Annotated in this window: 22 protein-coding genes; 14 read left to right on the plus strand and 8 right to left on the minus strand. The window is 64.7% G+C overall.

Annotation, left to right across the window (positions count from 1 at the left end; translation table 11 throughout):
* Positions 1–33 precede the first annotated feature (33 nt).
* Positions 34–732 carry a hypothetical protein gene (locus LZC95_33315; GenBank protein WXA91323.1) on the plus strand — a complete coding sequence of 233 codons (699 nt, stop codon included), beginning with the start codon at positions 34–36 and terminating at the stop codon, positions 730–732.
* Between the two features lie 60 nt (positions 733–792).
* On the opposite strand, the gene LZC95_33320 is transcribed toward LZC95_33315, so the two are convergent.
* The 3 genes from LZC95_33320 to LZC95_33330 all read right to left on the minus strand — a co-directional run bounded on the left by LZC95_33320 (position 793) and on the right by LZC95_33330 (position 4,525).
* Positions 793–2,862 (minus strand): hypothetical protein, encoded by a 2,070-nt coding sequence (locus LZC95_33320; GenBank protein WXA91324.1) that lies wholly within the window; start codon positions 2,860–2,862, stop codon positions 793–795.
* Positions 2,863–2,981: 119 nt separating this feature from the next.
* Positions 2,982–3,122: a hypothetical protein gene (locus tag LZC95_33325; protein ID WXA91325.1), complete on the minus strand. Its 141-nt coding sequence runs from the start codon at positions 3,120–3,122 to the stop codon at positions 2,982–2,984.
* A 95-nt stretch (positions 3,123–3,217) separates the two neighbouring features.
* Complete coding sequence (locus LZC95_33330; protein ID WXA91326.1) at positions 3,218–4,525, minus strand: MATE family efflux transporter; 1,308 nt, start codon at positions 4,523–4,525, stop codon at positions 3,218–3,220.
* A 78-nt stretch (positions 4,526–4,603) separates the two neighbouring features.
* Here LZC95_33330 and LZC95_33335 point away from each other — a divergent pair, with 78 nt between their 5' ends.
* From LZC95_33335 to LZC95_33345, 3 genes are all read left to right on the plus strand, one after another.
* A complete protein-coding gene (locus LZC95_33335) occupies positions 4,604–5,800 on the plus strand; it encodes a pyridoxal phosphate-dependent aminotransferase (protein WXA91327.1) in 1,197 nt (398 codons plus the stop codon).
* Positions 5,793–6,209: a PaaI family thioesterase gene (locus LZC95_33340; GenBank protein WXA91328.1), complete on the plus strand. Its 417-nt coding sequence runs from the start codon at positions 5,793–5,795 to the stop codon at positions 6,207–6,209. The genes LZC95_33335 and LZC95_33340 overlap by 8 nt, the downstream gene beginning before the upstream one ends.
* A gap of 148 nt (positions 6,210–6,357) precedes the next feature.
* On the plus strand, positions 6,358–8,154 hold the full coding sequence (locus LZC95_33345) for a hypothetical protein (protein WXA91329.1): 1,797 nt from the start codon (positions 6,358–6,360) through the stop codon (positions 8,152–8,154).
* Between the two features lie 8 nt (positions 8,155–8,162).
* Here LZC95_33345 and LZC95_33350 read toward each other — a convergent pair whose 3' ends face one another.
* Complete coding sequence (locus LZC95_33350; protein WXA91330.1) at positions 8,163–9,500, minus strand: cytosine permease; 1,338 nt, start codon at positions 9,498–9,500, stop codon at positions 8,163–8,165.
* Positions 9,501–9,524: 24 nt separating this feature from the next.
* Here LZC95_33350 and LZC95_33355 point away from each other — a divergent pair, with 24 nt between their 5' ends.
* Positions 9,525–10,094, plus strand: a complete 570-nt coding sequence (locus LZC95_33355) for a GNAT family N-acetyltransferase (protein ID WXA91331.1) — start codon at positions 9,525–9,527, stop codon at positions 10,092–10,094.
* Here LZC95_33355 and LZC95_33360 read toward each other — a convergent pair.
* The gene (locus tag LZC95_33360; protein WXA91332.1) at positions 10,057–10,956 is read right to left on the minus strand and encodes a LysR family transcriptional regulator; all 900 of its coding nucleotides are present in this window, start codon (positions 10,954–10,956) and stop codon (positions 10,057–10,059) included. The two genes, LZC95_33355 and LZC95_33360, sit on opposite strands and share 38 nt — an antisense overlap.
* A gap of 102 nt (positions 10,957–11,058) precedes the next feature.
* Between LZC95_33360 and LZC95_33365 the strand changes: the two genes are divergently transcribed.
* Positions 11,059–11,907 (plus strand): oxidoreductase, encoded by an 849-nt coding sequence (locus LZC95_33365; protein WXA91333.1) that lies wholly within the window; start codon positions 11,059–11,061, stop codon positions 11,905–11,907.
* Positions 11,908–11,909: 2 nt separating this feature from the next.
* Here LZC95_33365 and LZC95_33370 read toward each other — a convergent pair whose 3' ends face one another.
* Positions 11,910–12,794, minus strand: a complete 885-nt coding sequence (locus LZC95_33370; protein WXA91334.1) for a LysR substrate-binding domain-containing protein — start codon at positions 12,792–12,794, stop codon at positions 11,910–11,912.
* An 82-nt stretch (positions 12,795–12,876) separates the two neighbouring features.
* On the opposite strand from LZC95_33370, the gene LZC95_33375 reads away from it, so the two are divergent.
* From LZC95_33375 to LZC95_33385, 3 genes are all read left to right on the plus strand, one after another.
* A complete protein-coding gene (locus LZC95_33375) occupies positions 12,877–13,632 on the plus strand; it encodes a hypothetical protein (GenBank protein WXA91335.1) in 756 nt (251 codons plus the stop codon).
* A gap of 395 nt (positions 13,633–14,027) precedes the next feature.
* Positions 14,028–15,506: a hypothetical protein gene (locus tag LZC95_33380; protein ID WXA91336.1), complete on the plus strand. Its 1,479-nt coding sequence runs from the start codon at positions 14,028–14,030 to the stop codon at positions 15,504–15,506.
* 18 nt (positions 15,507–15,524) lie between these two features.
* Complete coding sequence (locus LZC95_33385; protein ID WXA91337.1) at positions 15,525–16,571, plus strand: hypothetical protein; 1,047 nt, start codon at positions 15,525–15,527, stop codon at positions 16,569–16,571.
* A gap of 691 nt (positions 16,572–17,262) precedes the next feature.
* On the opposite strand, the gene LZC95_33390 is transcribed toward LZC95_33385, so the two are convergent.
* On the minus strand, positions 17,263–18,411 hold the full coding sequence (locus LZC95_33390) for an IS110 family transposase (protein WXA91338.1): 1,149 nt from the start codon (positions 18,409–18,411) through the stop codon (positions 17,263–17,265).
* Between the two features lie 503 nt (positions 18,412–18,914).
* Positions 18,915–20,096 carry an MFS transporter gene (locus LZC95_33395; protein WXB00243.1) on the minus strand — a complete coding sequence of 394 codons (1,182 nt, stop codon included), beginning with the start codon at positions 20,094–20,096 and terminating at the stop codon, positions 18,915–18,917.
* 246 nt (positions 20,097–20,342) lie between these two features.
* On the opposite strand from LZC95_33395, the gene LZC95_33400 reads away from it, so the two are divergent.
* From LZC95_33400 to LZC95_33420, 5 genes are all read left to right on the plus strand, one after another.
* Positions 20,343–21,788, plus strand: a complete 1,446-nt coding sequence (locus LZC95_33400; GenBank protein ID WXA91339.1) for a sigma-54 dependent transcriptional regulator — start codon at positions 20,343–20,345, stop codon at positions 21,786–21,788.
* A gap of 96 nt (positions 21,789–21,884) precedes the next feature.
* Positions 21,885–22,928, plus strand: a complete 1,044-nt coding sequence (locus LZC95_33405; protein WXA91340.1) for a HAMP domain-containing histidine kinase — start codon at positions 21,885–21,887, stop codon at positions 22,926–22,928.
* Positions 22,925–24,073: a response regulator gene (locus tag LZC95_33410; protein ID WXA91341.1), complete on the plus strand. Its 1,149-nt coding sequence runs from the start codon at positions 22,925–22,927 to the stop codon at positions 24,071–24,073. Before LZC95_33405 ends, LZC95_33410 begins: the two co-directional genes overlap by 4 nt.
* Before the next feature lie 66 nt (positions 24,074–24,139).
* Positions 24,140–24,544, plus strand: a complete 405-nt coding sequence (locus tag LZC95_33415; GenBank protein WXA91342.1) for a hypothetical protein — start codon at positions 24,140–24,142, stop codon at positions 24,542–24,544.
* Between the two features lie 37 nt (positions 24,545–24,581).
* Positions 24,582–25,457 (plus strand): hypothetical protein, encoded by an 876-nt coding sequence (locus LZC95_33420; GenBank protein ID WXA91343.1) that lies wholly within the window; start codon positions 24,582–24,584, stop codon positions 25,455–25,457.
* The last annotated feature ends 8 nt before the right edge of the window (positions 25,458–25,465 follow it).

Genomic DNA, 25,465 nt, shown 5'->3' on the forward strand with positions numbered 1-25,465 from the left:
ATATTCTGACAGCGACGACCTGGTGCCTTATGGGTGGCAGAAGAAAAGCGCTGGACTGAACGCGCCGACGGAGTCGATGTGCGCGACGCTCGAGTCGGCGCGCATCCAGATGCAATCGCCGTGGACTTTTTTGTCCTGAGCTCACGGGTTGTAGGGTGTGCAATTCCGAGCACGAGTCCACCTTCAACGACGATAGCGCCCCCAAAACCGCCGGTGGACACGACGGCAAGCCTATCAACCTTGCCTGCGGCAAGTTTGTCAAAGCCACCGACAGAAGAACTCTTCGCACATGGGGAAATTAAGCCGGCAGTGGCGGTCCAACCCGTTCAGGCACCAACGACATCACGACATCCGCAGGCTGGCCTCGCAACAGCGAGATCTCTGCGTTGCGTTTTCCTCAAACATGCGACTATCGATTGGGGAACTGAACCACTTTCGGTAGAAATCGGAGACGAGAGTTTCATATTTACCTTCGACAGCATCGACCACAAGAAGCATGAGGCGCGCATGCTCGGGAACATTGGCGCAGCAACGGTCCCTACGAAGATATCCGTAGCTGGCCTGACCTTCTTCGAACGCACCAAGATAGGTGTCTACAACATGACGACCATATTCCATTGGGGAAGCGAAAACGGCGATTATGCCGCCGTGACATCGAGGCATCACGTCACACTATCCGGCGAGCCCATGCCTTCACAACACCATGGATACTGCAACGCATTGATTCAATAGACGTGGCCCGCGGGCTCAGGATGCACCCGGCCCCCCTGGACGGGTCTCGCCATGCCCCCCTTATCGATCGCGGCGCAAAATAGCGCTGCTCTGGCCGCCGATGAAGATGTGGTTCGCGTCGGTGCCCCAGACGGAATACAACGGGAGCGTGGTGCCGCTTTCTAGGAGCGACCATTGGGTGCCGTCGTAGTACAGGATGGTGCCACCTTCGCCGACGGCGTAAACCTCGTTCGGGCTGCCGGCCCATACGGCGTAGAGGGGGCCTTTCGTGCCCTCGGGGAGGCGCATGGCGGTCCAGGCGTGGCCGTCCCAATGCTCGATGCGCGGCTTGTTTGCGATGGGCGCGTTGGGTTTCTCCGGAACGACGCCGACGGCGAAAACGTCGGTCGACGAGGAGCCACCAAAGGATTTAACGGCGATGGTGGAGTTGGAAAGAGGATTCCACTTCGTGCCATCCCAATGGCGGATGTCTTGGTCCGTGGTGCAGGGCGGGCCGCCGGGATCGTAATAACATTGCAATCCGCCGTAGGTCCAAACGTCGTTGGACGATAGGCCCCACACCGCGTGGAAGATGTCGCGTGCGTAGTGGTTGAAGTGGGTCGCGAAGTTCTTGAACTCCGTACCGTTCCAGTGGCTCAATCGGTACTCGCCCGCAATCCAAACATCGTTGCCGGCGGCGCCCCACACGTCGTGGAGGTAGACATCGGTGGTCGTCGTGGTGGAAATGGGTGCCCAATTTTGGCCGTCGTACCGATAGAGCGCTGGCCCTCGGGGTTTCGGCGATGCCACCGCCCAGATATCGTTGGAGCCGGCACCCCAAATGCGCCAGAGGCCATTCACGGTGTCGGCTGGCTGCTGGGTCCAGGTGCCCGCCGCCGTGCCGTGCAGGAGCTTTGCGTCGGAACAGTAAATCGTATCATTTCCCAGGTGGCCGACGGCCCATACGTCATCCGGGCTCGTGCCCCAAAAGCCGCGAACGCCGACGTCGAACCCGGGGTCGTTTTCCCATTTCGTGCCGTTCCAATGCCAGGGCACCCCCGGTTCGCCGACGAGCCAAGCGTCCTTGGCGCCGATGGACCAGCCGTCGCTCGGGGTGGCACTCGCGGGGATGGCGGCTTCGGTCGCCGCAGCGGTCCATGCGGTGCCGTCCCAGTGGAGCGTGCCATAGCGACCGGAAGCCAAATAGCCCGCCACCCACACGTCCGTGCGGCTCGTGCCCCAAACGGTGCGGGGACCTCGCATGTTCCGGTTGTCGGTGAAGACGATGGACCAGGCGGCGCCGTCGTAATGCCAAATGATGCCCTCATCGCGGTTGCTGCCCACCACCCAAACATCGTTCGGGGCGGTGCCCCATATTTTGGAGAAGGTATGGGCAACGCTGCCGCGCTCGGGGAGGAGCTGCCTTTCGGCGCGGGTGCCGTTCCAATGGTAAACGTCGCCGCTCACGAAATAGAGGTCGTTCGAGCTGGTCCCCCACATCGATGTGATTCCGTAATAGTATTCGAGTGAAATACCCGTGTTCACCTTGGTCCACGAGGTTCCGTCGAAGTGGGCGAGTACGCCTTTGCGCCCGTACGGAGCACCACTGAAGGTCTGCCCCGCCACCCAGACGTCTGCCGGGCCCAGGGCAAGCACCTCGCCGAGGATGGCATCCTCGAGCGTGGTCGCAATTTTCCATCCATTGCCATCGTAGTGGGCAATCGCACCGTCGCTTGCGACGGCCCACATATCCTTTGCGCCGGCGCCGTGGATCGAACGCAAATCGGCCTTCGTTCCGGAGGGCGCCGAGGACCATTGCGTCCCGTCGAAATGGACGATGGTCCCCCCGTCCCCCACGGCCCATACGTCGTTGGAGGCGGCAGCCCACACATCCTTCAACAGGTTCCCTTGGGGGAGCGGATGATCCCAGCACCATGCGTCCTTCGAGCAAATGCCGCGCGTCGTCCACGGGCCGGGGGGCTTGGCGCCATCGGCCAGCGAGCCATCCGGCCAAGCACCATCGGGCCCGGCGTCGGCACCGGGACCATCACCACCACCACCCGGATTCGCGGAGTCCGACCCGCATGCGCCGAGCACGAACGAGAGTGCCCCCGCCGATGCGAGGCACGCCAACAGCAAACCACGAGCCACACGCGAGCCAGGTGCAACGCCAGGAACGGTGATCATCATCGCTTGGACGGCGAGCCTACCCGACTTGTTCAGCCCACCTTGGCTCGATTTCGACGGGCGTCATCGATTGGCGTGATTCGCTATGCAAGGCGCCGTCCGCTCAGCGCTTGCGGATCGGGAGGAAAGATCGGCCTGCCCGTTGCCACCTTTCCGCAATTGGATTCCTCGATGATGCGCGCCACCTTGTAGCGTTCCTTCCACCCGGCGAAGAGGTTGGGCATTCCTCGAAAAGAGAGCCAAGAACGTAACGCGTTGGCGATGCATCGTGTGTGCGCGGCGAGATCGTCCCTGGATCCGGTGTTCGCCGCAACCATCGTCAGGCACCGGTGACGAGCCACGCGGTGCCGCGGGCGCGCAGGCCGAGGGTGAGCAGGCGGACGGCCATCCAGAGTGCCATCGCTCCCCAAAGTGCGGTGAGGCTGCCCATGAACCATGCGACGGGAAGAAATGCGATCATGGCGAGGGTCTGCGCCAATGCCAAATAGCGTTGGTCGCCTGCACCAATGAGGACGCCGTCGAGGACGAACACGGCGCCGGCGATGGGCTGCATGCATGCAATGGCCACGAGGGACGAGACGAGCAGCTCGCGTACCCGCGGATCGTGCGTAAAAAGCTCGGGGAGGAGCCCGCGAACGACCAGCACCACGAGCCCGAAGACGATGCCGCTGGCCACGCCCCACTCGACCATGCGCCGGGTGGCGGCGCGCGTTCCGGCCACGTCGGAGGCGCCGAGGTAACGCCCGGTGATGGCTTGTGCCGCAATGGCAATGGCGTCGAGCGCGAAGGCGAGGAACATCCAGATGCGCGCCCCCACGGTGTAGGCCGCCGCTTCGGCGTTGCCGAGATGCGCCGCCACCCCGGTCGCCACGACCAGCACGATCTGCAGTGAAATCGTGCGCACGATCAACGCGGCCCCCGCCGTCGCGCTGGCCCGCAGCCCGGCGAGATCCGGCCGCAGCGAGGCCCCGTGTGCGCGGGCACCTCGAATCACGACGGCCGCATAAATGGCCGCGCCTGCGGTTTGTGCGATGGCCGTGCCCCATGCGGAGCCGGCAATGCCCCAGCCGAGGATCAAGACGAACAGCACGTTCAGCAGCAGATTCAGCGCGAAGCAACCCACCGAAACGAAAAGAGGTGTTCGCGTGTCTTGCAGGCCGCGCAGCACACCGGTGCCGGCCAGCATCACCAACATGCCCGGGACGCCGAAGAGGCTCGTTCGCAAATACGTCTCGGCATGCGGAGCCACCGCAGGCGACGCGCCAAAGGCATTCACGATGGCAGGCGAGAGCGGCCATCCGACGACGATGAGCGCCGCTCCGATCGCGAGCGCGAGCCACACGCCATCGACGCCTTGGCGGAGGGCCTGCACCGTATTGCCGGCCCCAACCTGGCGCGCCACCGACGACGTGGTGCCGTAGGCGAGAAAAATGCAGATCCCGACGATGGTCGTCAGCGCCTGCCCCGCGATGCCCAGTCCCGCCTGCTGCGCCGTGCCCAAGTGCCCGACGATGGCCGAATCCGCGAGCAGAAAGAGCGGCTCGGCCACCAGTGCCCCAAATGCGGGGACCGCGAGGCGTACGATTTCGCGATCGTGAGGGTGGCGAAGCGTGGGCACGAGGGACATGGGCGGCCGGCATCATAGTGCATGGCTCTTCCGAAGAGTCGTTGCGCCTACAGAACGTACGGTATGCTTCGGGCTCTCATGAATCTCTCGAACCGCGCCGTGAACGCGGCGCCATTTTACGCGTTGGTATTCGGTGAACAGGCCGCAGCCCTGGAGCGCCAGGGGCACCGCGTCATCAAGCTCAGCATCGGCGAACCCGACTTCGGCGCACCGCCCGTCGTGTTGGACGCGATGCGCGAGATCATGGATGGACGCCCGTTGCCCTACACGGCCGCGCTCGGATTGCCCGCACTCCGGCATGCGATCGCCCAATTCTATCGGGACCAGCACGACGTGGAGGTCGACCCCTCGCGGGTGGTCATCACGTCGGGGGCCTCCGCCGCGTTGCTGCTGGTGACGGCCGCCACCACCGATCCGGGTGACGAGGTGATGATGGCCGATCCCTGCTACCCCTGTAACCGGCAGCTCGTGGAGAGCTTCGGTGCGAACGCCCGCCTCGTGCCCGCGAGCGCCGAGACCCGCTTCCAGCTCGACGCGGCGTCCGTGCGAGCGCACTGGACGGATCGCACCCGCTCCGTGTTGATCGCCAGTCCTTCCAATCCAACCGGCACCTCGATTCCGCACCACGAGCTGGCTGCGATCTGCAACGTTGCGCGAGAACGCGGCAAATGGCGTGTCGTCGACGAGATCTACCTCAATCTCAGCGATCACGACGACCGGGGAAAACCGCCGCAGAGCGCATTGGCGATCGACCCCGACGCCATCGTCATCAACAGCTTTTCCAAGTACTTCGGCATGACCGGGTGGCGTCTCGGCTGGTGCGTCGTCCCCGATACGCTCGTATCGGCCATGGAGCGCCTCGCGATGAACTACTTCCTGTGCGCATCCGCCCCCGCGCAGCTGGCCGCCTTGGCCTGCTTCACACCCGAGGCGCTCGCCGTCTGCGAGAAGCGCCGGCTCGAACTCCTTCAGCGGCGCCGCTTCGTCCTCGAGGGCCTCACGCGCCTCGGATTGTCCGTTCCCGCGGTCCCCGATGGTGCATTCTATGTTTACTTCGACGTGCGCCGCACCGGCCTGAGCTCGTGGGAATTTTGCGAGCGGGTACTCCGGGAAGCCCACGTCGCCCTCACGCCCGGCAAAGACTTCGGACATCACACGGCGGACACGCACGTCCGGCTCTCCTACGCCGCATCGATGGACGAACTGCGCGAGGGCATGGCACGGCTCGATGCCTTTTTAGCCACCTTGGGCACGCCCGGTGATCGGCATGCATGAACGAATCCGCGCGAGCTTCGAACGCCAAGGTCTGATGCGTCACTTGGGCGCCGAGCTGGCGGACATCTCCCCGGGACGGGTCACGATCGTCCTTCGCAGCCGCCCGGAGGTCACCCAGCAGCACGGCTATATCCACGCGGGAGCCACCAGTGCGATCGCCGACAGCGCAGGCGGCTATGCAGCCCTCTCCGTCTTTCCCGACGACGCCGAAGTGTTGACGGTGGAATACAAGATCAACCTGCTCGCGCCCGCAACGGGCGACTACCTGGAGGCGATCGGCACCGTCGTCAAGTCCGGGCGCACGCTCACCGTTTGCCATCTCGAGGTCTTCGGCGTGCAAGGCTCCGAGCGAAAGCTCGTAGCAATGGGGCAGCAGACGCTGATCTGCCTCCGCCAAGACTCCAAATGATGCCTCCCCAAATGGCGTGATTTGGAATTAGCCCGCCGTCATTCCCTCGAATGGATGACATCCGTGTCATCCAAATGAGGGACATTTGTCATCCAAATGGATGGCACGAAGAAGCGCGCGGCGCATTGTCGATTTACCGCATGGTTGTATGAATACAGCATACAGCCTCTTTGCCTCGACCCTCGTGGTCGCAAGCTTACCCCTCGCGTGTGCAGATTCGGCGAACAGCAATGACTATCGCTCGGATTTGAACAATATCGTCATTGCCGATCCGGCAGATTGCCTGGACCCGCGCGATCATGGGGCCATTCTCAATGATGGATTGGACGATCGGGCCGCGTTGCAGGCGACCATCGATGCGGCCAAATCGTCGGGAAAGCCGGTTTGCCTGGCGCCAGGCCGATTCGATATCGAGATCAACCCGAAAAAAGCAGGTGAACGGACCACCGAGGAGTCCCTTCGGATCTGGAACACCGATGGCTTCACCATGGTGGGTGCGGGCGCGCGGTCCGTGCTGGCCTTCAAGGGCAAAGGCATCCGGCCCGATCCGTCAACGCCGAGCTCCTTGATACCCAGCGCCTGGTGGCTTTTGGGGGTGCGCGGCACTCGAAATACCTACCTTGGCCATTTCAAGATTGACGGTGCCTCCCGCTCCGAAACGCACGAGCAAACCCACTCCATCCAAATTGCAGACCTACCCGCCGGCTTCGACGGCAACACGAAGCGGATCGCCATCTCGGGGACGAAGATTGATCATGTCGACTTCTTCGACCCGCACCTGGTGCGCCCCGCCAACTTCCTGGATTGCAGTCTCAAAGCACCGGAAGGACAAATGTGCCAGCTTCCCAATCATGGGGGCACGTCGATGCTCTGCAAAGCCCTGCCCCGCTATGCCCATTGCACGGTGCAAAGCGATCCCGCGGGCGGCCAGATATGGACCGTCGTCGGCTTTTTCGGCGGAGGTGATTGCGTCAAGATCTTCGCCGAAGAAAGCGAGGGAATGCTTGCTTCGGATACCACCGTCGAGGGCAGCCATGCGGTCTGCGATCGCTCGTTCGTCGCTTTGCAGCGCGGGGTCGACGGATACCGCGTGGTGAACAACACGGTCGATTTGGTCGACGACACGGCCGTGGACCAGGAGCCATCTGGCGAAGGTACCGTGCGCGGTGCCTACATCGCTGGAAACACGTTCCGCCGCGGCGGCCGCAAAGTGGGATTCATGATCGCGATGGTGGGCGGCCCGAGCGACAGCACGAACAATGTCATCACCGGAAATATCCTCGACGGCGCCATCGTGGTGAACAATGCATCCAACACGGTCATCTCCTCCAACACGATCGAGGTGGCCGAGGGCAACGCTCCGAACATCTCCCTGATTCGGTTTGGTAGCGGAACGCGCATCGTCGGCAACACCCTACTTCGTGCTGCCGCGGCCGACGCCGCCAGCGCCATTTTGGCGCGAATCCACAACGACGGATTTCCGAGCGACGCGATCATCACGGAAAATGTCATTCGCATGCGCTCCGCCGGCCATGCCATCGAGGCGTTGCCCGGGGTGGGGATGGTCATCGACAACAACATCGTCGAGGGCTTCGCCCCGATGCCCAACGACTTCAGCGCGCTCGCCACCCGAGGCAACAAGACGGATCTCGCCGGCACGGGTTCGGAGCGCATCACGTTCACGGGCAACCAAGTGCGGGGCAATTTTCGATGGATGGTCATCGAAGACCAGCAGGCCGCATTGGTGAACCACTCGACGGTCATCCAGGGAAACATCTTCGAACCGTCGACGACCGCCAGCCCCACCGCCGGAGTGCTCTTCAAGACAGCGTGCCCAACCCCACCCCCGGTCGTCGACGGCAACGTCTTCCGTGGATTGCCCGCCGCGCGCCACGTGGATGGCGCCTGCGGCACGGGATGGATCGGGCAAAATAGCGGCCCTTAGCCCGCCGCTCACTTCGTAACGCGGTACAATACGGCCGGTACGAGCAGGCCCAGGAGCCATGCGATATCCGCACCTCCCATCCACGGAGCCAGCCAGCCGGTGAACACACCGGGCACGTTGGCAAAGGGGATCTGCACGAGCACGCCCACGGCGTAAATGACCAGGGCGCGCACGTTCCAGCGGCCATACGGGCCGGCCGCATCGTAGAGCGCGGGCACGTCGTAGTGCTCGCGGTGCACGACGTAGAAGTCCATCAGGTTGATGGCCGACCACGGCGTCAAAAAGTAGAGCAAGAACTCCAGGAACAAGATGAAGTTCCGCAAGAAGTCGCCGCGGCCGAGCACGGCCAAGGTCGCCCCGACGACGGCCACGGCGAGCACGTAGCCAATGCGGCCGCGCTGCGACAAGACGGCGCGGCCCGAAAACGCGGTGAGCGTGGTGGCGACGGACATGTAGCCGCCATAGACATTGAGCACGTTGACGGTGAACTTGCCCAGCGCCACGGAGATGAGCAGCGGCACGGCCAGCGCCGGTCCGCCGAGGCCCACCACGTACGCGACCTCGTGGCCTTTGAAGGCCTTGCCCGCCAGCGCGAACGCGAGCGCCCCAAAGGACATGGCCCACGCCGCCCCGAGCACGGTGCCGCCATAGGTCCACCAGAAGGTGGCACGCACGGAGGTGTTCTCCGGCAGGTAGCGCGAAGTATCGGCGACGTACGGTCCGAAGGTGAGCTGCCACGACGCCGTGAGCGAGAGCGCGAGCAGGAACGGCGGCAGCTCGAAATGCGCGCCCGAGAGCAGCGACCCCACATCGTGCCCGGTGACGAGCCGGACCGAGAGGTACACGAAAACGACGACCGAGAGCCCGGAGGCCAGCCATCCGAAGCGATGAATGAGGCGATAGCCCACAATGGCGACGACCGCGGTGAGCGCGGCATAAAGGACGATGGCGGCATCGATGGGCAGATGCGTGAGCCCCGCCACGGCCTGGCCACCGAGCACGTTGCCGCTGGCGAAAAAGCCGAGGTACATCATCACCACGAGCACCAGCGGCAAGACGGCGCCGTACACACCGAATTGGGCGCGGCTCTGGATCATTTGCGGGACGCCGAGCTTCGGACCTTGCGCGGCGTGCAGTGCCATGGGGACGCCGCCGAGGGCATTGCCCAGAACGATGGCCACGACGGCCCACGCGGGGTGCAGCCCCACGAGCACGGTGAGCGCCCCGGTGATGGCCGAGGTGATCTGCATGTTGGCGGCGAACCACAAGGCAAAAAGGCTGCGCGGGTGGCCATGCCGCTCGAGCGCCGGGATGGGGTCGATGGACCGTGTCTCGATCTCGGGCACGGGGCCATCGTACGATGGGCGATCGTGAAAACGATCGACGAAGTTTCGACGCCGCGCCTTCGCCTGCGTCGGTTGCGTGAAAGCGATCTCGAACCGTTCTCGGCGATGAATGCCGATCCGCGCGTGGTGGAGTACCTTTCCACCGCCCTGTCGCGCACCGATAGCGACGCACTCGTGGCGCGAATTGGCCAGCATTGGGACGAGCACGGGTTCGGGCTGTGGGCCATCGAAGTCCCCGGCGAAGCGCCCTTCATTGGATTTACGGGCCTCGCCCGGCCGCGGTTCCATGCGCACTTCACGCCCTGCGTGGAGATCGGCTGGCGCCTCGCCGCCGAACATTGGGGCCGCGGCTACGCCACGGAGGCCGCACGCGCCGCGTTGCGTGTGGGCTTCGAGGTGCTCGGCCTTCCCGAAATCGTGTCCTTCACCGCCGTGGGCAATGCGCGCTCGCGCCGCGTGATGGAGAAACTCGGCATGCGCCACGAGCCCCGCGACGACTTCGATCATCCGAGTCTGCCCGAAGGCCATCGCCTTCGCCGTCATGTGTTGTATCGGCTCAGCGCGACGGCCGCAGGCGCTTCACCGTCTCGATGAGGGCGCGCATTTTCGGCTGCTCCTGGGTGCGCTCGGGAAAATAGAGGCAGAGACCTGGGCCCTTGGTGACGAAGGACTCGAGAACGCGTTCGAGGCGGCCGGCGGCAAGATCGGCTTCGACTTCCTCGTCGGGGACGTACGCAAGGCCGCTGCCCTCGCGAACCAGCGCCACCATGAGGCGGATGTCATTGACGACGATGCCACCGGGCACGTCGATGGTGATCTCCTTCCCCCGCCGTTCGAGCTCCCAGCGGTAGACGACGCCGGTCGCGATCATGCGCTGGCGAACCGCGTGGTGTCGGAGCAAATCCTCCGGCTTGGAAGGGCGCCCCATTTTCGCGAGGTACGCGGGCGAGCCCACGATGGACCAGGACGAGTGCTTCGAGATGGGAACGCGCACCATGTCCTTTTCGACGGAATCGCCGAGGCGAATGCCCGCGTCGAATCCCGAGGCGACGATGTCGACGAAGGCGTCATCGAGCGAGACTTCGACGGTGAGCTCGGGGTAAGCCTCCCGCATGCGCGCCACGAGGGGTGCCACGGGCCAGGTGCAGCTGGTGCGCGGTGCGGTGAGGCGCAGCTTGCCCGATGGGCGCCCGCGGTAGTCGCTCAAGGCGGTGAGCGCGTCCTCCACATCGCGCAAGGCGGGGCGAAGCCGCTCGAAAAGCGTTTGCCCCGCGTCGGTGAGGGCCACGTGCCGCGTGGTGCGCTGGAAGAGCACCACGCCGAGCCGGCGCTCGAGCAGCTTGATCTTCTGGCTCATCGCCGTGGGCGTCACGCCGACCTCGGAGGCCGCGGCCGTGAAGCTTTTGTGCTGCGCCACGGCGAGGAAGGAAGAAAGGCCGTCGAGGGAGTCGGTCATCGCCGGCCGATTATGAACCATTGGTTCAAAAGGCATACACTATTCGCTGCATTCTCTTCGCAATGAGAAAGGCGCATGTTCCGTCGTGTGAAGGAGAAAGCCATGACGACGAACGACACGAAGCGGGTTTGGTTCATTACGGGGGCATCGCGCGGCATTGGTGCGGAGATCACGAAGGCCGCGCTCGCTGCGGGCGACGCGGTGATTGCCACGGCGCGGGATCCGAAGAAGATGGTCGAGCGTTTCGGCGCCTCGGATGCACTCTTGCCGCTGGCGCTGGATGTGACGAACGAGGCATCGGTGGCGGCGGCGGTGGAGACGGCCATCGCGCGGTTTGGTCGGATCGACGTGCTCGTCAACAATGCCGGCTACGGCATCATCGGCGCCGTGGAGGAGACGCCGGGCGACGACGTGCGGCGCATTTACGAGACCAACGTGTTCGGCCTTCTCGCCGTCACGCGCGCCGTGCTTCCGCATCTGCGCCGGCAGCGCTCAGGGCTCATTTTGAATCTGTCGTCGGTGGGCGGTTACCGTTCGGGGCCGGGATTCGGCATCTACTGCTCGACGAAGTTCGCCGTGGAGGGCATCTCCGAGGCGCTGCACGGCGAGCTCGCGCCGCTGGGCATCGGCGTGACCATCCTCGAGCCCGGGTACTTCCGCACCGAGTTCCTCGAGTCGAACTCCGTCGTCGAAACGGCAGCCACCATTTCGGATTACGCGGAGACGTCGGGCATGGTCCGAAGCCGCGCCAAGAGCGTAAGCCTGCAGCAGCCCGGCGATCCCGTGCGCCTCGCGCAAGTCGTCGTCGAGTTGGCGGGCTCCAAGGCCCCTCCCCTCCGCCTGGCGCTGGGCAGCGACACCGTCGCGGTCATCGAGGAGAAGAACGCCTTCGTGGCGCGCGAATTGGATGCATGGCGCACCGTCTCGGTTTCCACGGACTTTCCCGCGTGAGGCTAGATGGTTCGCTTCCGAACGATGTCCAGGAAGGCCCGCGCGGTTTCCGGCAGACCATCGCGCGGGTAGACGACGAGCAGGCGCGTGTTCGGCACCGGCGAGGCCACGGGCCGCGTGACCACGCCGGGGCGGCGGGCAGCACCGCTCAGGCTTTCCGGCACCAACGTGACCCCCAGGCCGGCCGCGACGAAGCTCACCGCCACCGTCGTCTCACTCGCCGATTGCGAGATGCGCGGCTCGAATCCGGCATTGCGGCACACGGCATACATGAACTCGGTCCACCCGCTCGCGGGGGTCGGATGCAAAATGAATCGCTCGTTCGAGAGCGCGGTCAGAGGCACCGTGCGTTTGCGCGCCAGCGGATGATCTTCCGGCAGCACCAAGGCCATGGACTCTTCGGTCAAGGTCATCGTTTCGAAGTCCTTGATCTCGACCGGGGTGCGAATAAAGGCGATGTCGACCTCGCCCCGCTCGAGTGCCGCGAGCTGCACGCCCGAGGACATCTCGCGCACGGCCAGATCGACCTCCGGATAGCGGCGCGCGTATTCGCGAAGCAAGCTCGGTAGGATGGCGTACGTCGCCGACTCGGCGGCGCCCAGCGAAAGCCGGCCCACCTCGCCCCGCCCCGCACGCCGCGCAAGATCCACCGCGCGCTCGAGTTGCACCATGCCGCGTCGGCCCTCCTCGAAGAAGGTGCGCCCCGCGGCGGTGAGCTGCACGCGACGCCGGCTGCGATCCACGAGCTCCACACCGATCTCGCGCTCGAGGGCCTGAATCTGCTGGCTCAAACCCGGCTGCGCGATGTGGAGGCGGCGCGCGGCGCGCCCGAAATGAAGTTCCTCGGCAAGGACCAGGAAGTACCGCAGGTGACGAAGTTCGACCATTTGATAAGCGCCGCTTCTCGAACGGTCCGATCTATCTATTGGACCCGAAGCGCCGCGTTCCCATCATATGCCCGAACGACTCATGTCCGCGCTTGGTTTGAAGTTGCTTCTGGTGCCGCTGCTGCTCGTCTTGGTTTCATGGACTGCGCGCCGCTATGGTCCGCGCGTGTCGGGCATCGTGACGGGCTTGCCGGTGGTCTCCGGTCCCATTTCGCTCTTTCTTGCCGTCGGCAACGGCGCGCGCTTCGCCTCGGGGGCTGCGCCCGGTGCGCTCGCCGGCTTGGGCGGCGTGGGTGCGTTCTGCGGCGCCTACGCGTGGGCATCGCGCCGGGCCACATGGCCGCGCGCACTCGCGTGCGGGCTCGGCGGGTTTCTGGTGGCGGCCGTTCTTCTTCAACATGTGTCCGCGACCTTGGGTGCCTTGTCGCTGGCGGCGTTGGGCATGTTGATCGCGGTGCGCTGGATGCTCGCGTTTCGCTCCGAGGAAGATGCGGAGGTCGCGATCGTACCGCCGGCCGCGCATTGGGAGCTTCCCGCGCGCATCGCACTTGCGACGGGCATCGTCGTTGGGCTGACCTCGGCGGCCGAGCGGCTCGGGCCAAGCAGCAGCGGCGTCTTTTCGACGTTGCCGGTTCTCTCGGCGGTGGTCGCCGTCTTCACGCATGCGCGCGGCGGTGGTCAGGCCGTGCGTACCTTTCTCACGGGCGTCGTCGGCTCCTCCATTGGGACCGTGGGGTTCTTCGCCATCGTCGGCGCGATGCTCACGCCGGGTGCGTTGCTCACGACGTATGCCATGGCCGTGTTGGCCACGGCGCTCATCAATGTGATTTCGCGCTAACGACCGCTGCGCCGTCGAGCAAGAGGCCGGAGAACGCTGCCTCTTCCGAAGCACGCGACAGCGAAGAGGCGCGACGAGGCCCGTCATCGGATGGGCCGCTGGAACGCGCTGCGAGACCGCCGGCGTACGCGGTCGTCAGCGCAAGACTCAAAATTCCGGTGTAAACCGCCAAGGAACGCAACATCTCGTCCCTGCGTGCCCGGACACCCCCGGGTGCGTTCAAACAAAACGGCGCCGAATGATTCGAACCGCCCGGACCGGCAGCGCCAGAGCGGTGGCGGTATCCGTCAGAAACCGTCCATCTTCGACGACGGCGCGCGGGATTCGGCGAGGGCGGACGGAAAGCCAGAGCGATCGCGACCTCGGAACGTGCGTTGCACTGCCTCGCGCCACGCATGGTCTGGTTCGATCAAAAACTACAAAAGATCCTCGTCCGACTCGTGTACGACGGGCCCGCACACGCTGGCAAAACCACCAACGTGACCCAGCTCGCGGCCGCGTTCACGACGTTGCGCCGCGGAGAGCTGTTGGTGCCAGAGGAGAAGGACGGCCGCACGCTCTACTTCGATTGGTTGCACCTCGACGGCGGCGTCATTGCAGGCCATGGTCTGCGCTGTCAGCTTCTCACCGTTCCGGGTCAGTCACTGTTGGCCCAGCGTCGCTGGCACCTGGTCGAAACGGCGGACGTGCTCGTGTTCGTGTGCGACAGCGGGCCCGCAGGCGTGCGTGAGGCGAAGCGCTCGTTCGAAATCCTCCGCGCGCGGTACTGCGATGAGACCCCGCGCGCGATCGTGGTGCAAGCGAACAAGCAGGATGCCCCCGACGCCCTCACGCCCGAGCAGATTGCCGCGGAGCTGGAGCTCGATAGTGGCATTCCCGTGGTCGCAGCGCGTGCAATCGCCGGTGTCGGGGTGCGAGAGACGGCGGTCGTGGCCATCCGCGCGGCCGCCGACATCGCGCAACGATTGGTGCTCACGAAGGGCATCGATGCGTTGAAGCAACCCGACGATGGTCCCGAAGCGTTGCTGGCGACCTTGAAACCGCTCGCGCAAACGCGAGGGCGGCGGCGGTCCAGGGCGGGACGCACGTGGATGCCGGTGGCATTGCATCCCGAGATTGGTTTGCCGCTGCCGCACGCGGGTATCCCCACGGGCTACGTGTGGCCTGCAGCGCGCGGCCGCGACACGCTGGAGGCGATCGAATCGGCGTGCGCCAGTGCGCAAATCGCGCAGGTGGAATCGCGAATGCGTTCGGGGGATCGTCGCTCTTTTCGAATTGCCAAGTTCGAAATCGAAACCGCAAGCGCGCCGTTCTCGACCCCGGAGCAGGCTCTCTCGGCGCTGCTCGCGCTGGCGCAGAAGAAGGTGCGACTCGGTCAGCTATGCCCCGAGGAGACGACCCTGGCCATCGTCGCAAGCGAAGAGCGTTTCTGGCTCTGGTCGATCGGGCCGGCGCTGCCGACGTTCGAAGAGAGATTGGCGACGACACCGCGCGAACGAACCGTCGAAGCGTTGGGCAAAGCCCTGGCCGAGTCGCTGCGAATCGCGTTTACGCACTCGATATCGCTCACCGCGGACCCAGCGCTGCTGGCGGCGGCGGACGTGGGATTCGTTTATTACGGCGACGTCGAGCTCGGTGTGGCGTCGTTGGAGACGACGGTCGAATCGATGCTGGACGGGCTCGTTGGCATTCAGCCGACATCGGCAGAACACCTCCGTCTGTCGGGCGCATTGTGGCTCGCATTGCAAGACGATGCCGCGCTCATGGCCGCGGTGCGCCGCGAAATCGAACGCTGCGCAAAGGCGGATGCTACGGACCGGTCGCGAATGGCGAATCGGTTGCTCGAGCATTCGACCATCTCGCCATTGGATTGACGAAGGGAGAAACGGAGTATGTCCGAGGAGGATGCAGCGACGTTGGAGAGCGTGGAGTCCCTCGAGAAGGAGCTCGGGTGGACGGGACGGATGATGGTGGACACGCTCCGCAAGCAAGGCTGGCTCGCGGCCGTCGAAAAGCGGGCCGCCGACGCCATCGAGCGGGAACGTGAAACGCGGGAACGAGAGGATCTCCTTCGGAAGGCCGTGGCAAAGCTGGAACGCGAGCTTGCGCACGAGGAGGCCAAGGTTCGCGAATCCACGGCGAACGTGGCCGCCGTGCGCGAGAGCGCCGAGCGAGACCGGCGGCACCTGCGCGATCAACTCGAGCGCGCGATGGAGGAGCTGGAGGGGCGCGCGCGCGCCCTCGCCAGCGCGGCCGATGCACGGATTCAATTGGAGGAACGCCTCCGCGCCAGCGAAGCCGCCACGGAGAGGCTCGAGGCCGAGATCGTCGAACACGCCGGGTCGTCGATGGCGTTGCAGGCGACGTTGACATCGCGGGAGCAGCAGCTCGAGAGGATGCGCCTCGAGCTCACGAACGCGAAGAAGGCGCTGCACGAGCTCGAGAAGGCGCGGGAGGAGCGCGAGAAGACGGCGGCCAAAGACGCGCAAGAAAAGGCGATACTGCAGCGCGAACTCGACGAAGCTACGTCGCGCTCGATGCAGCACGTGCAACAGAAGAACGAGCTGCAGCGGCGTCTCGAAGAGATGGCGGCGAGAATGCAGGAGGAACAGGCCGTGCTGCGACGCGAACTCGATCAGGCCACCGCGGGACTCGCGGACAAGGACGAACAGCTGGGCAAGCTATCGGACATGATGAGCGTGCGCGAGACGCGCATTTTGCAACTCGAGAGAGAAGTGGTGCGCGCGCTCGCGGCGAAGGTGCCCGAAGGGCCTGTGCTCGACGAAGACGAGCGTGTCGCGCAGCTCGTGGCCGAGCTCGAAGAGCGGGATGCGCTGGTGGCGGAGCTGGAGAGCGCGCTCACGACCCAGCGCGCGGCCATCGCCAAGCGGGACACGCTGCTCGCCGAGCTGCGCGCGCACCCCGACGAGATGCGCTAGCCTAGGATGCTGGCGGCGCGTGGAAGAGCTTGGTGGCCGTGAGGGTGTCACGGACAGGCGGAAATCTGTCCGGGACAGGCGCGCGGGGGGGCGAATGGCCGTATTTTTCACGGGTGCTGATTGGCACCGCATTGGCAACGCGTCGGATCAGACCTTCGTGCGCGGTGCTCCGGACCCCGCGCCCGCAAGGTCGCAGATTGAGATGATGGGTTACCGCAAGGTACGAGCGGGAGGTAACAGCCCTCCACGTGCCCGTTGATAGCGAGGAGCCACTCCTACGGGAGCCTCGCCAGCGGGAACAACACGCGGAGTGGTGACTCTGTACCGGCGGTTTATGCAAGGCGATTTTCTTCTTCTTCGGATTTTTCTTCGTCGTCCGGGAGGAGGTGTTTTGGCGAAGCATGGAGCTCTCCTGTGGCTCGAGACGAGCCCGCTGCGTTTTGAAAAAGATGGGCCGCCAGACGTGCGTTTCGAGTTTGCCGTCAATTGACTCTTCGCGTTCACCGGGCAGCGATGGTCGCGGGTAGCCCCGGGACGCAGTATGGGATTCGTAGGGCGGAGCGAGACGCAATTTACGGGGCGAGCTCTCGACCTTGGCGTTACCTCGGTCGTGCTCACACCGCTCTCCCCGCGTTCATCGTCCTCCAATGGGTTCTCAAAACGTCGCGCGCTCTGCGGCGCATCGGGTGGGTCACGTCATGGTGACCTCCGAAGTCTTACGGCGAGTGTATCGCCGCTGAAGTTTCTTGGTCGCGCGCCGGAGCGCAACGGTGCGATGAGTTTCATCGCTTCCACGCATGCTCTTTTTCTGGAAAGTCCCCTTTGTGGCCGTATTCGGGTCGTAGAAAGCCCCATCACGACACATCGCCCAGAGCACACCAGCAAGACGTCGGGCCACGGCGACAGCCGCGATCGATCTTCCTTTTTTCTTGGCGATGTTCATTCCCCAAAGACGAATGGGGTCCCCGGCATGCTTGCGCGTGCGCAGTAGGCTGTGGGCTGCTTGCACGAGCATGGCTCGCGCGTGAGGGTTTCCTTGTTTGGTGATGCCTCCGAGACGACGCTTGCTCGGTCCTCCCGTGGTCGATTCGGACGGAACGAGTCCGAGATAGGCGCTCACCGCATGGGCATTCTTGAAACGGTGGGCATCGTCCATGACGGACATGAACGTGGCCCCGACGATGAGCCCTACACCGGGGGCTGTGGCGCAAAGACGTATCCGAGGATCTCGCCCTGCCAAGTTCTGCAACTTCTCTTCCACTCTCACGAGCTGCTCGTCGAGTACTTTCAGCATGGCGGCTAACGGCGCAACAAGCTTCTGCAAGCCAGGATTCATCTCGGTTGCTTCCAAGTGCGTCACGAAGTTGCTGATATCGCACGTAGCAACACTTTTCCCATGTGCACGCGCGAGGCCGCGGATCGTGGTCACGTAACCCGCGCGGGTCTCAACCAGCGCTTGTCGGACACTCAACTGCTCGCGAAGCTCTCGACCTTCCACCGATAGGACGTGGGCTTCGGGAATGCGCCCCTGTTCGACCGCGATGGCGAGGTGCTCGGCATCGAGCGCATCGTTCTTGCGTTTGTGGTGTCCTATCCCGATCGTCTTGAGTCGCGTGGTGTCGACGATCTTCGGCTCGTGTCCCCAGGTTCGGAGGAGATCATGGACGAACCAAGCCTCTCGCGCTGCCTCGAAGGCGACAATGGCCGGAAGCGTCCCGGGCCCCAATCGACCCTTGAGCTGTTCGATCTGTTGCACGCTCGTCCGCTCCACGACTTTCCCATCGCACACCTCGCAATAAGCGATGTGGCGCGCTCCTAAATCCAGGCCTACGCTACGCATGATCGACCTCCCTTGGGCCCCCACTTCTCTTTGTGGCTCTGACCACGCGGGGGTGCCGATAGCTTCGGCGATCGGCGGGAGGTCGATCGTTTTTCTTCGCGAGGAAAGCCGGACGGCGCGCCCGCTGCGGCTGAGACCTTCCATCGATCTCGGCGTTGCAGTGGGCGTGACGTCCGGCGGCGGCGACGCGTCAGGTTTTACTGCCGCCGGTTCATCCAATCTACGGGACACGCAGCGGGCGTGGACCGGTGGCCAAAGTCCTCGTTGGGGAAGCTGCAAAAACTGCTCGCATCCACCGGATTTTCTTTACCCTCATTTTTATCTGGCAGAGCGAAGGCCAGAAGAAGAACGTGTGCGATTGCGCGGAAGCGCGCGATCTCGCACCCGTCTGTCCGCCGCCGCCGCCGCCGCCCCCGCGGCCGACGCCGCCGCCGCGCACCGCCGTGGAGAAGCCGTGGTCGCTTCCCGCGGGGCGCCATGTTCGGCAGTCAGCGGAACAACCGCTAGCCGTTGCTGTCGCACGAGCGCGGCGCTTCTTCCGGGGAGCGCCGTAGCTCGGCGGCCTCCTCGCGCATTCGCCGCGCGAGGACGCCCGCACTGGCGAGGACCCAGCCGAGGGTCACCGCGCAGGCCACGAGGAACACGGACCGGTAGCCCGTGACGGCATCGGTGCGGCGGCCCACCACCGCCGAGACGATGCCCGCCACCGCGGGGCCGAGCAGCATCCCCACGCACCCCGCACCGTGCACCAAGGCCATGACGGTCGCGCGCTCGGTCGCTTGACCGACGTGGGCTCCGTAGAAGATCACCGGCACGAAAATCATCGACGACCCGATGCCGAAGAGCAGCATGCTCACGCCGATGGCATTGCGCGGCACCCATCCCAGCCCCGCGAGCGCCGCCGCGCACAACAGCGCTCCGCCCACGAGCATCGCCGCCCGCGGAATGCGATCGAGCAAGCGCCCCGCAGGGTACGACGCGAGTGCGAACGGCACGGTGACGAGTGAAAACAAAAAGCCAATCGTCTTATCCGAATAGCCATGCGCGCGATGCGCGAAAAGCGCGAACGTCACCACCAGACAACCGATCACGAAGCGTCCTACGAACGCCGCACCGAGCGGCACCCAGAGCTCCGGCTCGCGCGATAGCAGCGACGTGAGCCTCCCCGCACTCGGGCGCCGTGCACGCTGCGCCGCGGGCCGCTCGCGCGTACTCAGGGCGACGAACAACGCGAGCAGACTGGCCGCGATGAAGGGCATGCGCGCGTCGATGGTCAAGAGCAGACCACCGAAGAAGCTTCCGCACGCAATCGCTAGAACCACCGCCAGGGCAGCCATGCCCATGACCTTACCGCCGTGGCTCTTCGAGTAGACTGCAGCGTCACCCATGAGAATGGACGCTGCGCCTACGTGTGCGGCGCCTTCGACCGTTCTGAGCACCAACAACGCGGGCGTCGGCACGTGCAACGCAAAAGCGCCGAGCAGCACCGCATCCACCAGCGTGAGAAAAACCAGCAAGGCGCGTCGGTTTCCTAACGCGTCGTCCGCGCGACCCAGTAGCGGCGCACCGATTGCGCCTCCGAGCATATTCATCGCCATGAACGCATGCATTGCGCCTTCGTTGCCAGCATGGTGACTGACAAACAATGGACGGATCGCTGGAGTGACCAGGGTGGCCGGTAGCATTTGCGCGAACAGTCTGAAATAGAGCGTTGCGAGCTGGGTGTGGATCAAGATGAATTCCTCACGAGCAACCGGTATACCCTTCGTCGAAACTCCACCGGATCATAGCCGATGACGTGTCGATTTTCGTGAGGCACGACGAGGAAACGCATTTCGACATGGCGAAAGCCGCGCGCGGAGTTACATCGAATACGGGCCTCGTGATAGGCTTCCCAGCGCTTCGTAAAAGCGCGTTCGCTTGGGGGTGTAATGTCCAACGATAGCCAACGCGATTTGCGTGAAGATGCGCATATTTCCCATCGGAACCGTGTCGGACTGATCTCGACGTCGACCGACCTCATCGAGCGCATCGAAACCGCAGTCGCACAGTGTGGAAGCGACCTCAATGTCGCCTCGGATGCTACGTGTGCCAAGGAGATCCTTCTATCGCCAGGATACGCCCTCAAAATCGTCGATCATGCCGCAGGCGTGTGCTCGACCCCGCACGCGCCGTGCGACGGCTGTTCGATGATGGCTGCGATGTTCCACCAGGGTGCCATCTCGCTTCTCGTGCGAAACGGTGAGTCCCGGAAGACCATCCAGCGCTACGCGACGGGCGACCTCGAGCCGCTCGTCCACGACGTCAAAGCCATTCTTCTGCGCGAGGACACGGCCGCCGTGCTCGATACGGAGATCATCGGGGCGTCTGCTGCGCTGCAATCGGTGCGCGAGCAGATCCAGCGCATCGGGCCCTATCGCGACATCTCGGTGATGGTCCTCGGCGAAACCGGCACCGGAAAAGAGCTCGTGGCGGAAGCGATCCACCGCATCGGTGCGCCACCCGGAGCTCCGTTCGTTGCCATCAATTGCGCGGCCGTGCCGGAAAACCTTTTCGAGAGTGAGCTCTTCGGCCATGAAGCGGGCGCCTACACCGGTGCGCGAGGCCCTCGGGCGGGCCTTTTGGAAGCGGGCGGTCAAGGTGTCGTATTTCTCGACGAGGTCGGCGATATGCCGCTCCCTCTGCAGAGCAAATTGCTGCGTGTTCTCGAGACTCGGACCTTTCGACGCGTCGGCGGAACACGCGACTTGCCCTTGCAGGCGCGGATCGTATCCGCCACGAATGGCAACTTGGAGCTCATGCTCCGCCCCGATCTTCTCTATCGATTGGCGGGCTTCACCATCGTGCTGCCGGCGCTGCGCGAACGTGCGGAAGACATTCCCCTCCTCGCCCGCGCGTTTCTGCGTCGGTTCTCGCATCGGCATCGGATTCCCGTCACGCGGTTTTCCGAAACCGCCCTCGCGCGGCTTCGACTCCACGATTGGCCAGGCAACGTGCGCGAGCTTCGCGGCACCGTCGAGCGCGCGGCGATCCTCTCGCGCAGCTCCGTCGTCGAGGAGGCGGACGTGCTCGCCGCCATCGCCCCATTGCGACAAGCCTCGAGCAGCGGCGCATACCCCTGCATCGCGGCCGGCGCGCCCATCGCGGCTCTCACGCCTCTCACGCCTCTCGCGTATTCAGCCAAGTCCGCACAGGCCAGTGTATCCCGAATTGCCACCGACAGCGCTGAACGGCCCCGACTGCGCGACATGGAGCGCGAAATGATCCTCCAAGCTTTCGAGGAGTCCGATCGCAAATTGAGCGGCGCCGCGCGCGCACTCGGGCTCCCGCGCTCCACCCTCCGGGACAAACTTCGTCGCTACGGCGTGCTGACGTAATCCGCTAACGAGTTCCGTCACCCGCCGGCGCCGCGAGGCCCGCCGCACGCCATCGCCGCGTGGTCCGCATCGTGCAAAACGCATCGCATCGCCGCGATGCGCACGAACCTCGAATCGACGGATTGGCTCGAAGAGCCGGCGTGGACCGGAACCCACCTCGCGCTCAAGCACGCAGGTGCCGCTCTGGCGGTGTGCACCCGTGAGGGGCTCCTCGTCGGCGCGACCCCGAGCGCGTATTCGCTCCTGGCACGGGTGGGGATCGCCACCAGCACCATACCCTGCAAGTTGCCCCTCTTGTGGGAGCGGCTCGAGGCCAGCGCGCAAGGTGAGGCCATCGATTGGCGGCCGCCGAACTCCGACGTCGACGGCATCCGCCTCGGGTGCACCCGGCACGCCTTGGGTGGCGCGTACTTCCTCATCGTCATGCGCGAGATCTCCGACAAGCACGTCACGCTCGTCCAGCAACTGCACCGGCAGCGCCTCGAGGCCACCGGCCGCCTGGTTGCGCAGATCGTGCACGACTTGCGGGCCCCGCTCGCGAGCATCGTCTTCGACGCCGAGGTCCTCGTCGACCGCGGGGCGGAGCTCGCCCCCGCCGCGTTGCGCGCAACCGGCCTGGCCGTACGCCGCGCCGCCGATCGCCTGCGCAAGACCGTCGACGGCCTGCTCGGCTTCGCGAAGCTCGGCCCGCAGTCCGAGTCGGAAGCCGATCTCGCCGAGTGCATCGAGCGCACGTGCAGCCTCCTTCGCCCATCGCTCCGCAACGGAGGACATCGCATCGACGTCGCACTCGCCCCCAGCGCGCGATCCGTGCAAGTCCCGCCGCTCGTCGTCGAGCAAATCCTGGTCAACCTCGTCATGAACGCACTCGAAGCCGCCCGCGCCCCCGTCACCGTCAAGATCACGACCTCGCGCACGGCCGACACCATCCGCATCGTCGTCCAGGACGACGGCCCCGGAATGAGCGCCGAAAGCCGCGCCCGCGCCTTCGAACCCTTCTTCACCACGAAGCAGAAAAACAGTGGTCTCGGCCTGACCGCCTCGCGCGACGCCGCCCTCGACGTGGGAGGCGATCTTCGGATCGAGCCCTCGGAGCAGGGCGCTCGCTTCGTCATCACACTTGGAGCCAAGCCCCTGTGACCTCCGTGCTCGTCGTCGACGACGATGTTCAGTTTCGGGAGACCCTGGTGCGGCACCTCGCGGGACATGGGTTCGACGTCGCCGAGGCACGGTCCGTGGACGAGGCCATCTCACTCCTCGAGCAGCGCCGAGTCGACGTCCTCCTCACCGACCTGCGGCTGGGGATTCGCGACGGTATCGACCTCATCGCGACCCTACGCTCGCGCGGCACGGCCACGCGAGCCATCCTCATGAGCGCATTCGCCACCGCGCGCGATTACCAAACCGCCACGGAGCTCGGCGCCGTGCGCGTCCTGTGCAAACCGTTCACGCCGGAGGACTTGCTCGATGCCATTCGGCAAGCCATCGACTGCAGCACGGGCTTTCGCGGAAGCGTCCACGGATTGTCGCTGGTCGACATGTTGCAGATGTTCCACCTGGCCCGCCGCTCCATCGTCCTCACCATCGGCGACGCGGTGACCGGCCACGTCTACCTCCAAGAGGGCGAGATCGTTCACGCCGAGAAGGGCGCCCTCTCGGGCGAACCCGCACTTCGCGCGATCTTGTCGGCGCAATCGGGTTCCGTGTCCACATCGGCCCTCGGGCCAACGCCGCGGACCATCACGCGAGGCTTCTCCTCTCTGCTGCTCGACCTGCTCCGGCAGATCGACGAATCCAGCCTTCCATTCGAAGGCGGTTTACTCGAGCTAGAGGACGAAGGCATTCGCGACTGGCAGTCAGAAGAAGGAGAACGAACGATGGGTAAGATCGATGATGCGTGCAAAGAAGTCGTAGGCAAAGTGGACGGCGCCGTCGCGTGCGGCGTCGTCGATCTCGATACGGGCATGCTGCTCGGCATTTACAACGGCGCGGCATATACCCAAACGCTGAACGAGATCGTCGCCGCCGCAACCATGGACCTCTTTCGAGGCCCGAACGTGGGACGCGTCGAGCAAATGGTGCGCGCGCATCGAGGCTTGCCCGAAAACGGCGCACACTATTTCCAGGAAATACACATTACATCCGAGCACAACTTTCACTTTGCAAAGACATTGAAGCAAAGCCGGGCCGTCATCATGCTCGTGACCAAGAAGACCACGAACATCGGCATGGGCTGGGCGCAATTGAAGGCTGCGATTCCAATCGTCGAGCCCTTAGTTCCTTGAGTTCGACCTCATTCACGACCGCGTAACGATGCGCCCGAAAAAGTAAGGGCAAAGAAAGGTAGTTCCATGAATCTCGATAATGCTCTCGCGAATGTGCAACGATCCGTCCCCGAGTGTGTCGCCGCCGGCTTCGTCGACATGAAGACGGGAATGCTCTTGGGTGTGAAGACCGTCGACAGCCACCCTCAAGAGGTATTGGACCTCGTCGCCGCCGCCACCGGAGATCTCTTCCAGGGTTCGAACGTGTCGGTCATCGAGGCCACGTTCAAGCGCTTGCGAGGCGTCAAGGACGACGGGCATCACTATTTTCAGGAGATCATCGTCCTCTCCGACAACCTGCTCCACGTTTTTCAGCGCGGAAAGCGCAACGAGGACATGGTGCTCGTCACGGTCTGCCGGGTCTCTGCCAACTTGGGCATGGTGCTCGCCAAGGCGCGAGCCGCATTGGGCTCCGTCGAATCGGCGGCGTAGTCAACGGCGCCGCGAGCATCGTGCCGAGGATCCCGAAATGACGGCAAGCTGCGTTCCTCCTCCCGATGTGCAAAGCGAGATCGTCGGCGCACTCGATGTGAACGCAGCCGTGCGTCTCCTGGAGGAAATCGAACAATTGCCCGCCGGTGCGACGGGAGCGCTGCTCGTCGCCTCGTCGACCGGGCCGGCCGGCAGCGTCTTCGTGGAGAACGGCCGCGTGTGTTGGGCGGTCGCCAATGGAATGCGGCACCGCCTGACCGACCTTCTCCGTCATCAAACCGATCCACCGTTGGCGCCCGCGCTCGTCGAAGACGTTTACCGCGCGTGCATCCAAGGCGGTGGATTGCTCGGAGAGGAGCTGGTGAATCGCGGGATCGTCTCCGGCGATGGACTCCGGCGGGCCCTTCGCCAGCACACGAGCGAGGCGATGATGCTCCTCAGCCGGACACGCGACGAGCAACGGCCCGGCGCGTGGGTCACGCACCGGCGGCGACGATACAATGCGAAATACACCTTTCTTCCGAGCGAGATCCTCGTGGGCATCGCACGGCAGCGCGTCGGATCGAGCGCGCTCGATGCCCACGCTCACCTCGAGGGCATCTTGAACGAAAGCGGCGGCGGCGCGGCCTTCATGCGCGCGGCCGGCCTTGCGCTGCCGCTTCCCATCGCAACGTACAACGAGCCCGTACTCGGCGTCCGCTTGGTCGTCGAGCTGGGGCGGTGGGCCATGAGCTCGCTCGACCTCGCCGGTGTGTTCAGCTCCCAGCGCCAGCTGGTGACCGCGAGCGCGCCCAACGGCGCGAGCTTCATGGCCTGGGAGCACGGTGGTTTGGTGTTCGTCGCGCTTTGCCCGGAGCGAACGACGTTCGCACGCGCGCTCATGAAGAGCTTCGCGCAATCACCCGGGCCGTAGGAAGGATT

The sequence above is a fragment of the Sorangiineae bacterium MSr12523 genome (genome assembly GCA_037157775.1).
Classification (GTDB): domain Bacteria; phylum Myxococcota_A; class Polyangia; order Polyangiales; family Polyangiaceae; genus Pendulispora; species Pendulispora brunnea.

Bases quoted from the DNA above. Each gene is read 5' to 3' on its own strand.
- LZC95_33375 (WXA91335.1), top strand. From the start codon at position 12,877: ATGTCCGCGCTTGGTTTGAAGTTGCTTCTGGTGCCGCTGCTGCTCGTC.
- LZC95_33415 (WXA91342.1), top strand. From the start codon at position 24,140: ATGAATCTCGATAATGCTCTCGCGAATGTGCAACGATCCGTCCCCGAG.
- LZC95_33365 (WXA91333.1), top strand. From the start codon at position 11,059: ATGACGACGAACGACACGAAGCGGGTTTGGTTCATTACGGGGGCATCG.
- LZC95_33325 (WXA91325.1), bottom strand. From the start codon at position 3,122: ATGCCCAACCTCTTCGCCGGGTGGAAGGAACGCTACAAGGTGGCGCGC.
- LZC95_33360 (WXA91332.1), bottom strand. From the start codon at position 10,956: ATGACCGACTCCCTCGACGGCCTTTCTTCCTTCCTCGCCGTGGCGCAG.
- LZC95_33385 (WXA91337.1), top strand. From the start codon at position 15,525: ATGTCCGAGGAGGATGCAGCGACGTTGGAGAGCGTGGAGTCCCTCGAG.
- LZC95_33340 (WXA91328.1), top strand. From the start codon at position 5,793: ATGCATGAACGAATCCGCGCGAGCTTCGAACGCCAAGGTCTGATGCGT.
- LZC95_33335 (WXA91327.1), top strand. From the start codon at position 4,604: ATGAATCTCTCGAACCGCGCCGTGAACGCGGCGCCATTTTACGCGTTG.
- LZC95_33330 (WXA91326.1), bottom strand. From the start codon at position 4,525: ATGTCCCTCGTGCCCACGCTTCGCCACCCTCACGATCGCGAAATCGTA.
- LZC95_33405 (WXA91340.1), top strand. From the start codon at position 21,885: ATGCGCACGAACCTCGAATCGACGGATTGGCTCGAAGAGCCGGCGTGG.
- LZC95_33370 (WXA91334.1), bottom strand. From the start codon at position 12,794: ATGGTCGAACTTCGTCACCTGCGGTACTTCCTGGTCCTTGCCGAGGAA.
- LZC95_33390 (WXA91338.1), bottom strand. From the start codon at position 18,411: ATGCGTAGCGTAGGCCTGGATTTAGGAGCGCGCCACATCGCTTATTGC.
- LZC95_33380 (WXA91336.1), top strand. From the start codon at position 14,028: ATGGTCTGGTTCGATCAAAAACTACAAAAGATCCTCGTCCGACTCGTG.
- LZC95_33400 (WXA91339.1), top strand. From the start codon at position 20,343: ATGTCCAACGATAGCCAACGCGATTTGCGTGAAGATGCGCATATTTCC.
- LZC95_33420 (WXA91343.1), top strand. From the start codon at position 24,582: ATGACGGCAAGCTGCGTTCCTCCTCCCGATGTGCAAAGCGAGATCGTC.
- LZC95_33395 (WXB00243.1), bottom strand. From the start codon at position 20,096: ATGCTACCGGCCACCCTGGTCACTCCAGCGATCCGTCCATTGTTTGTC.
- LZC95_33345 (WXA91329.1), top strand. From the start codon at position 6,358: ATGAATACAGCATACAGCCTCTTTGCCTCGACCCTCGTGGTCGCAAGC.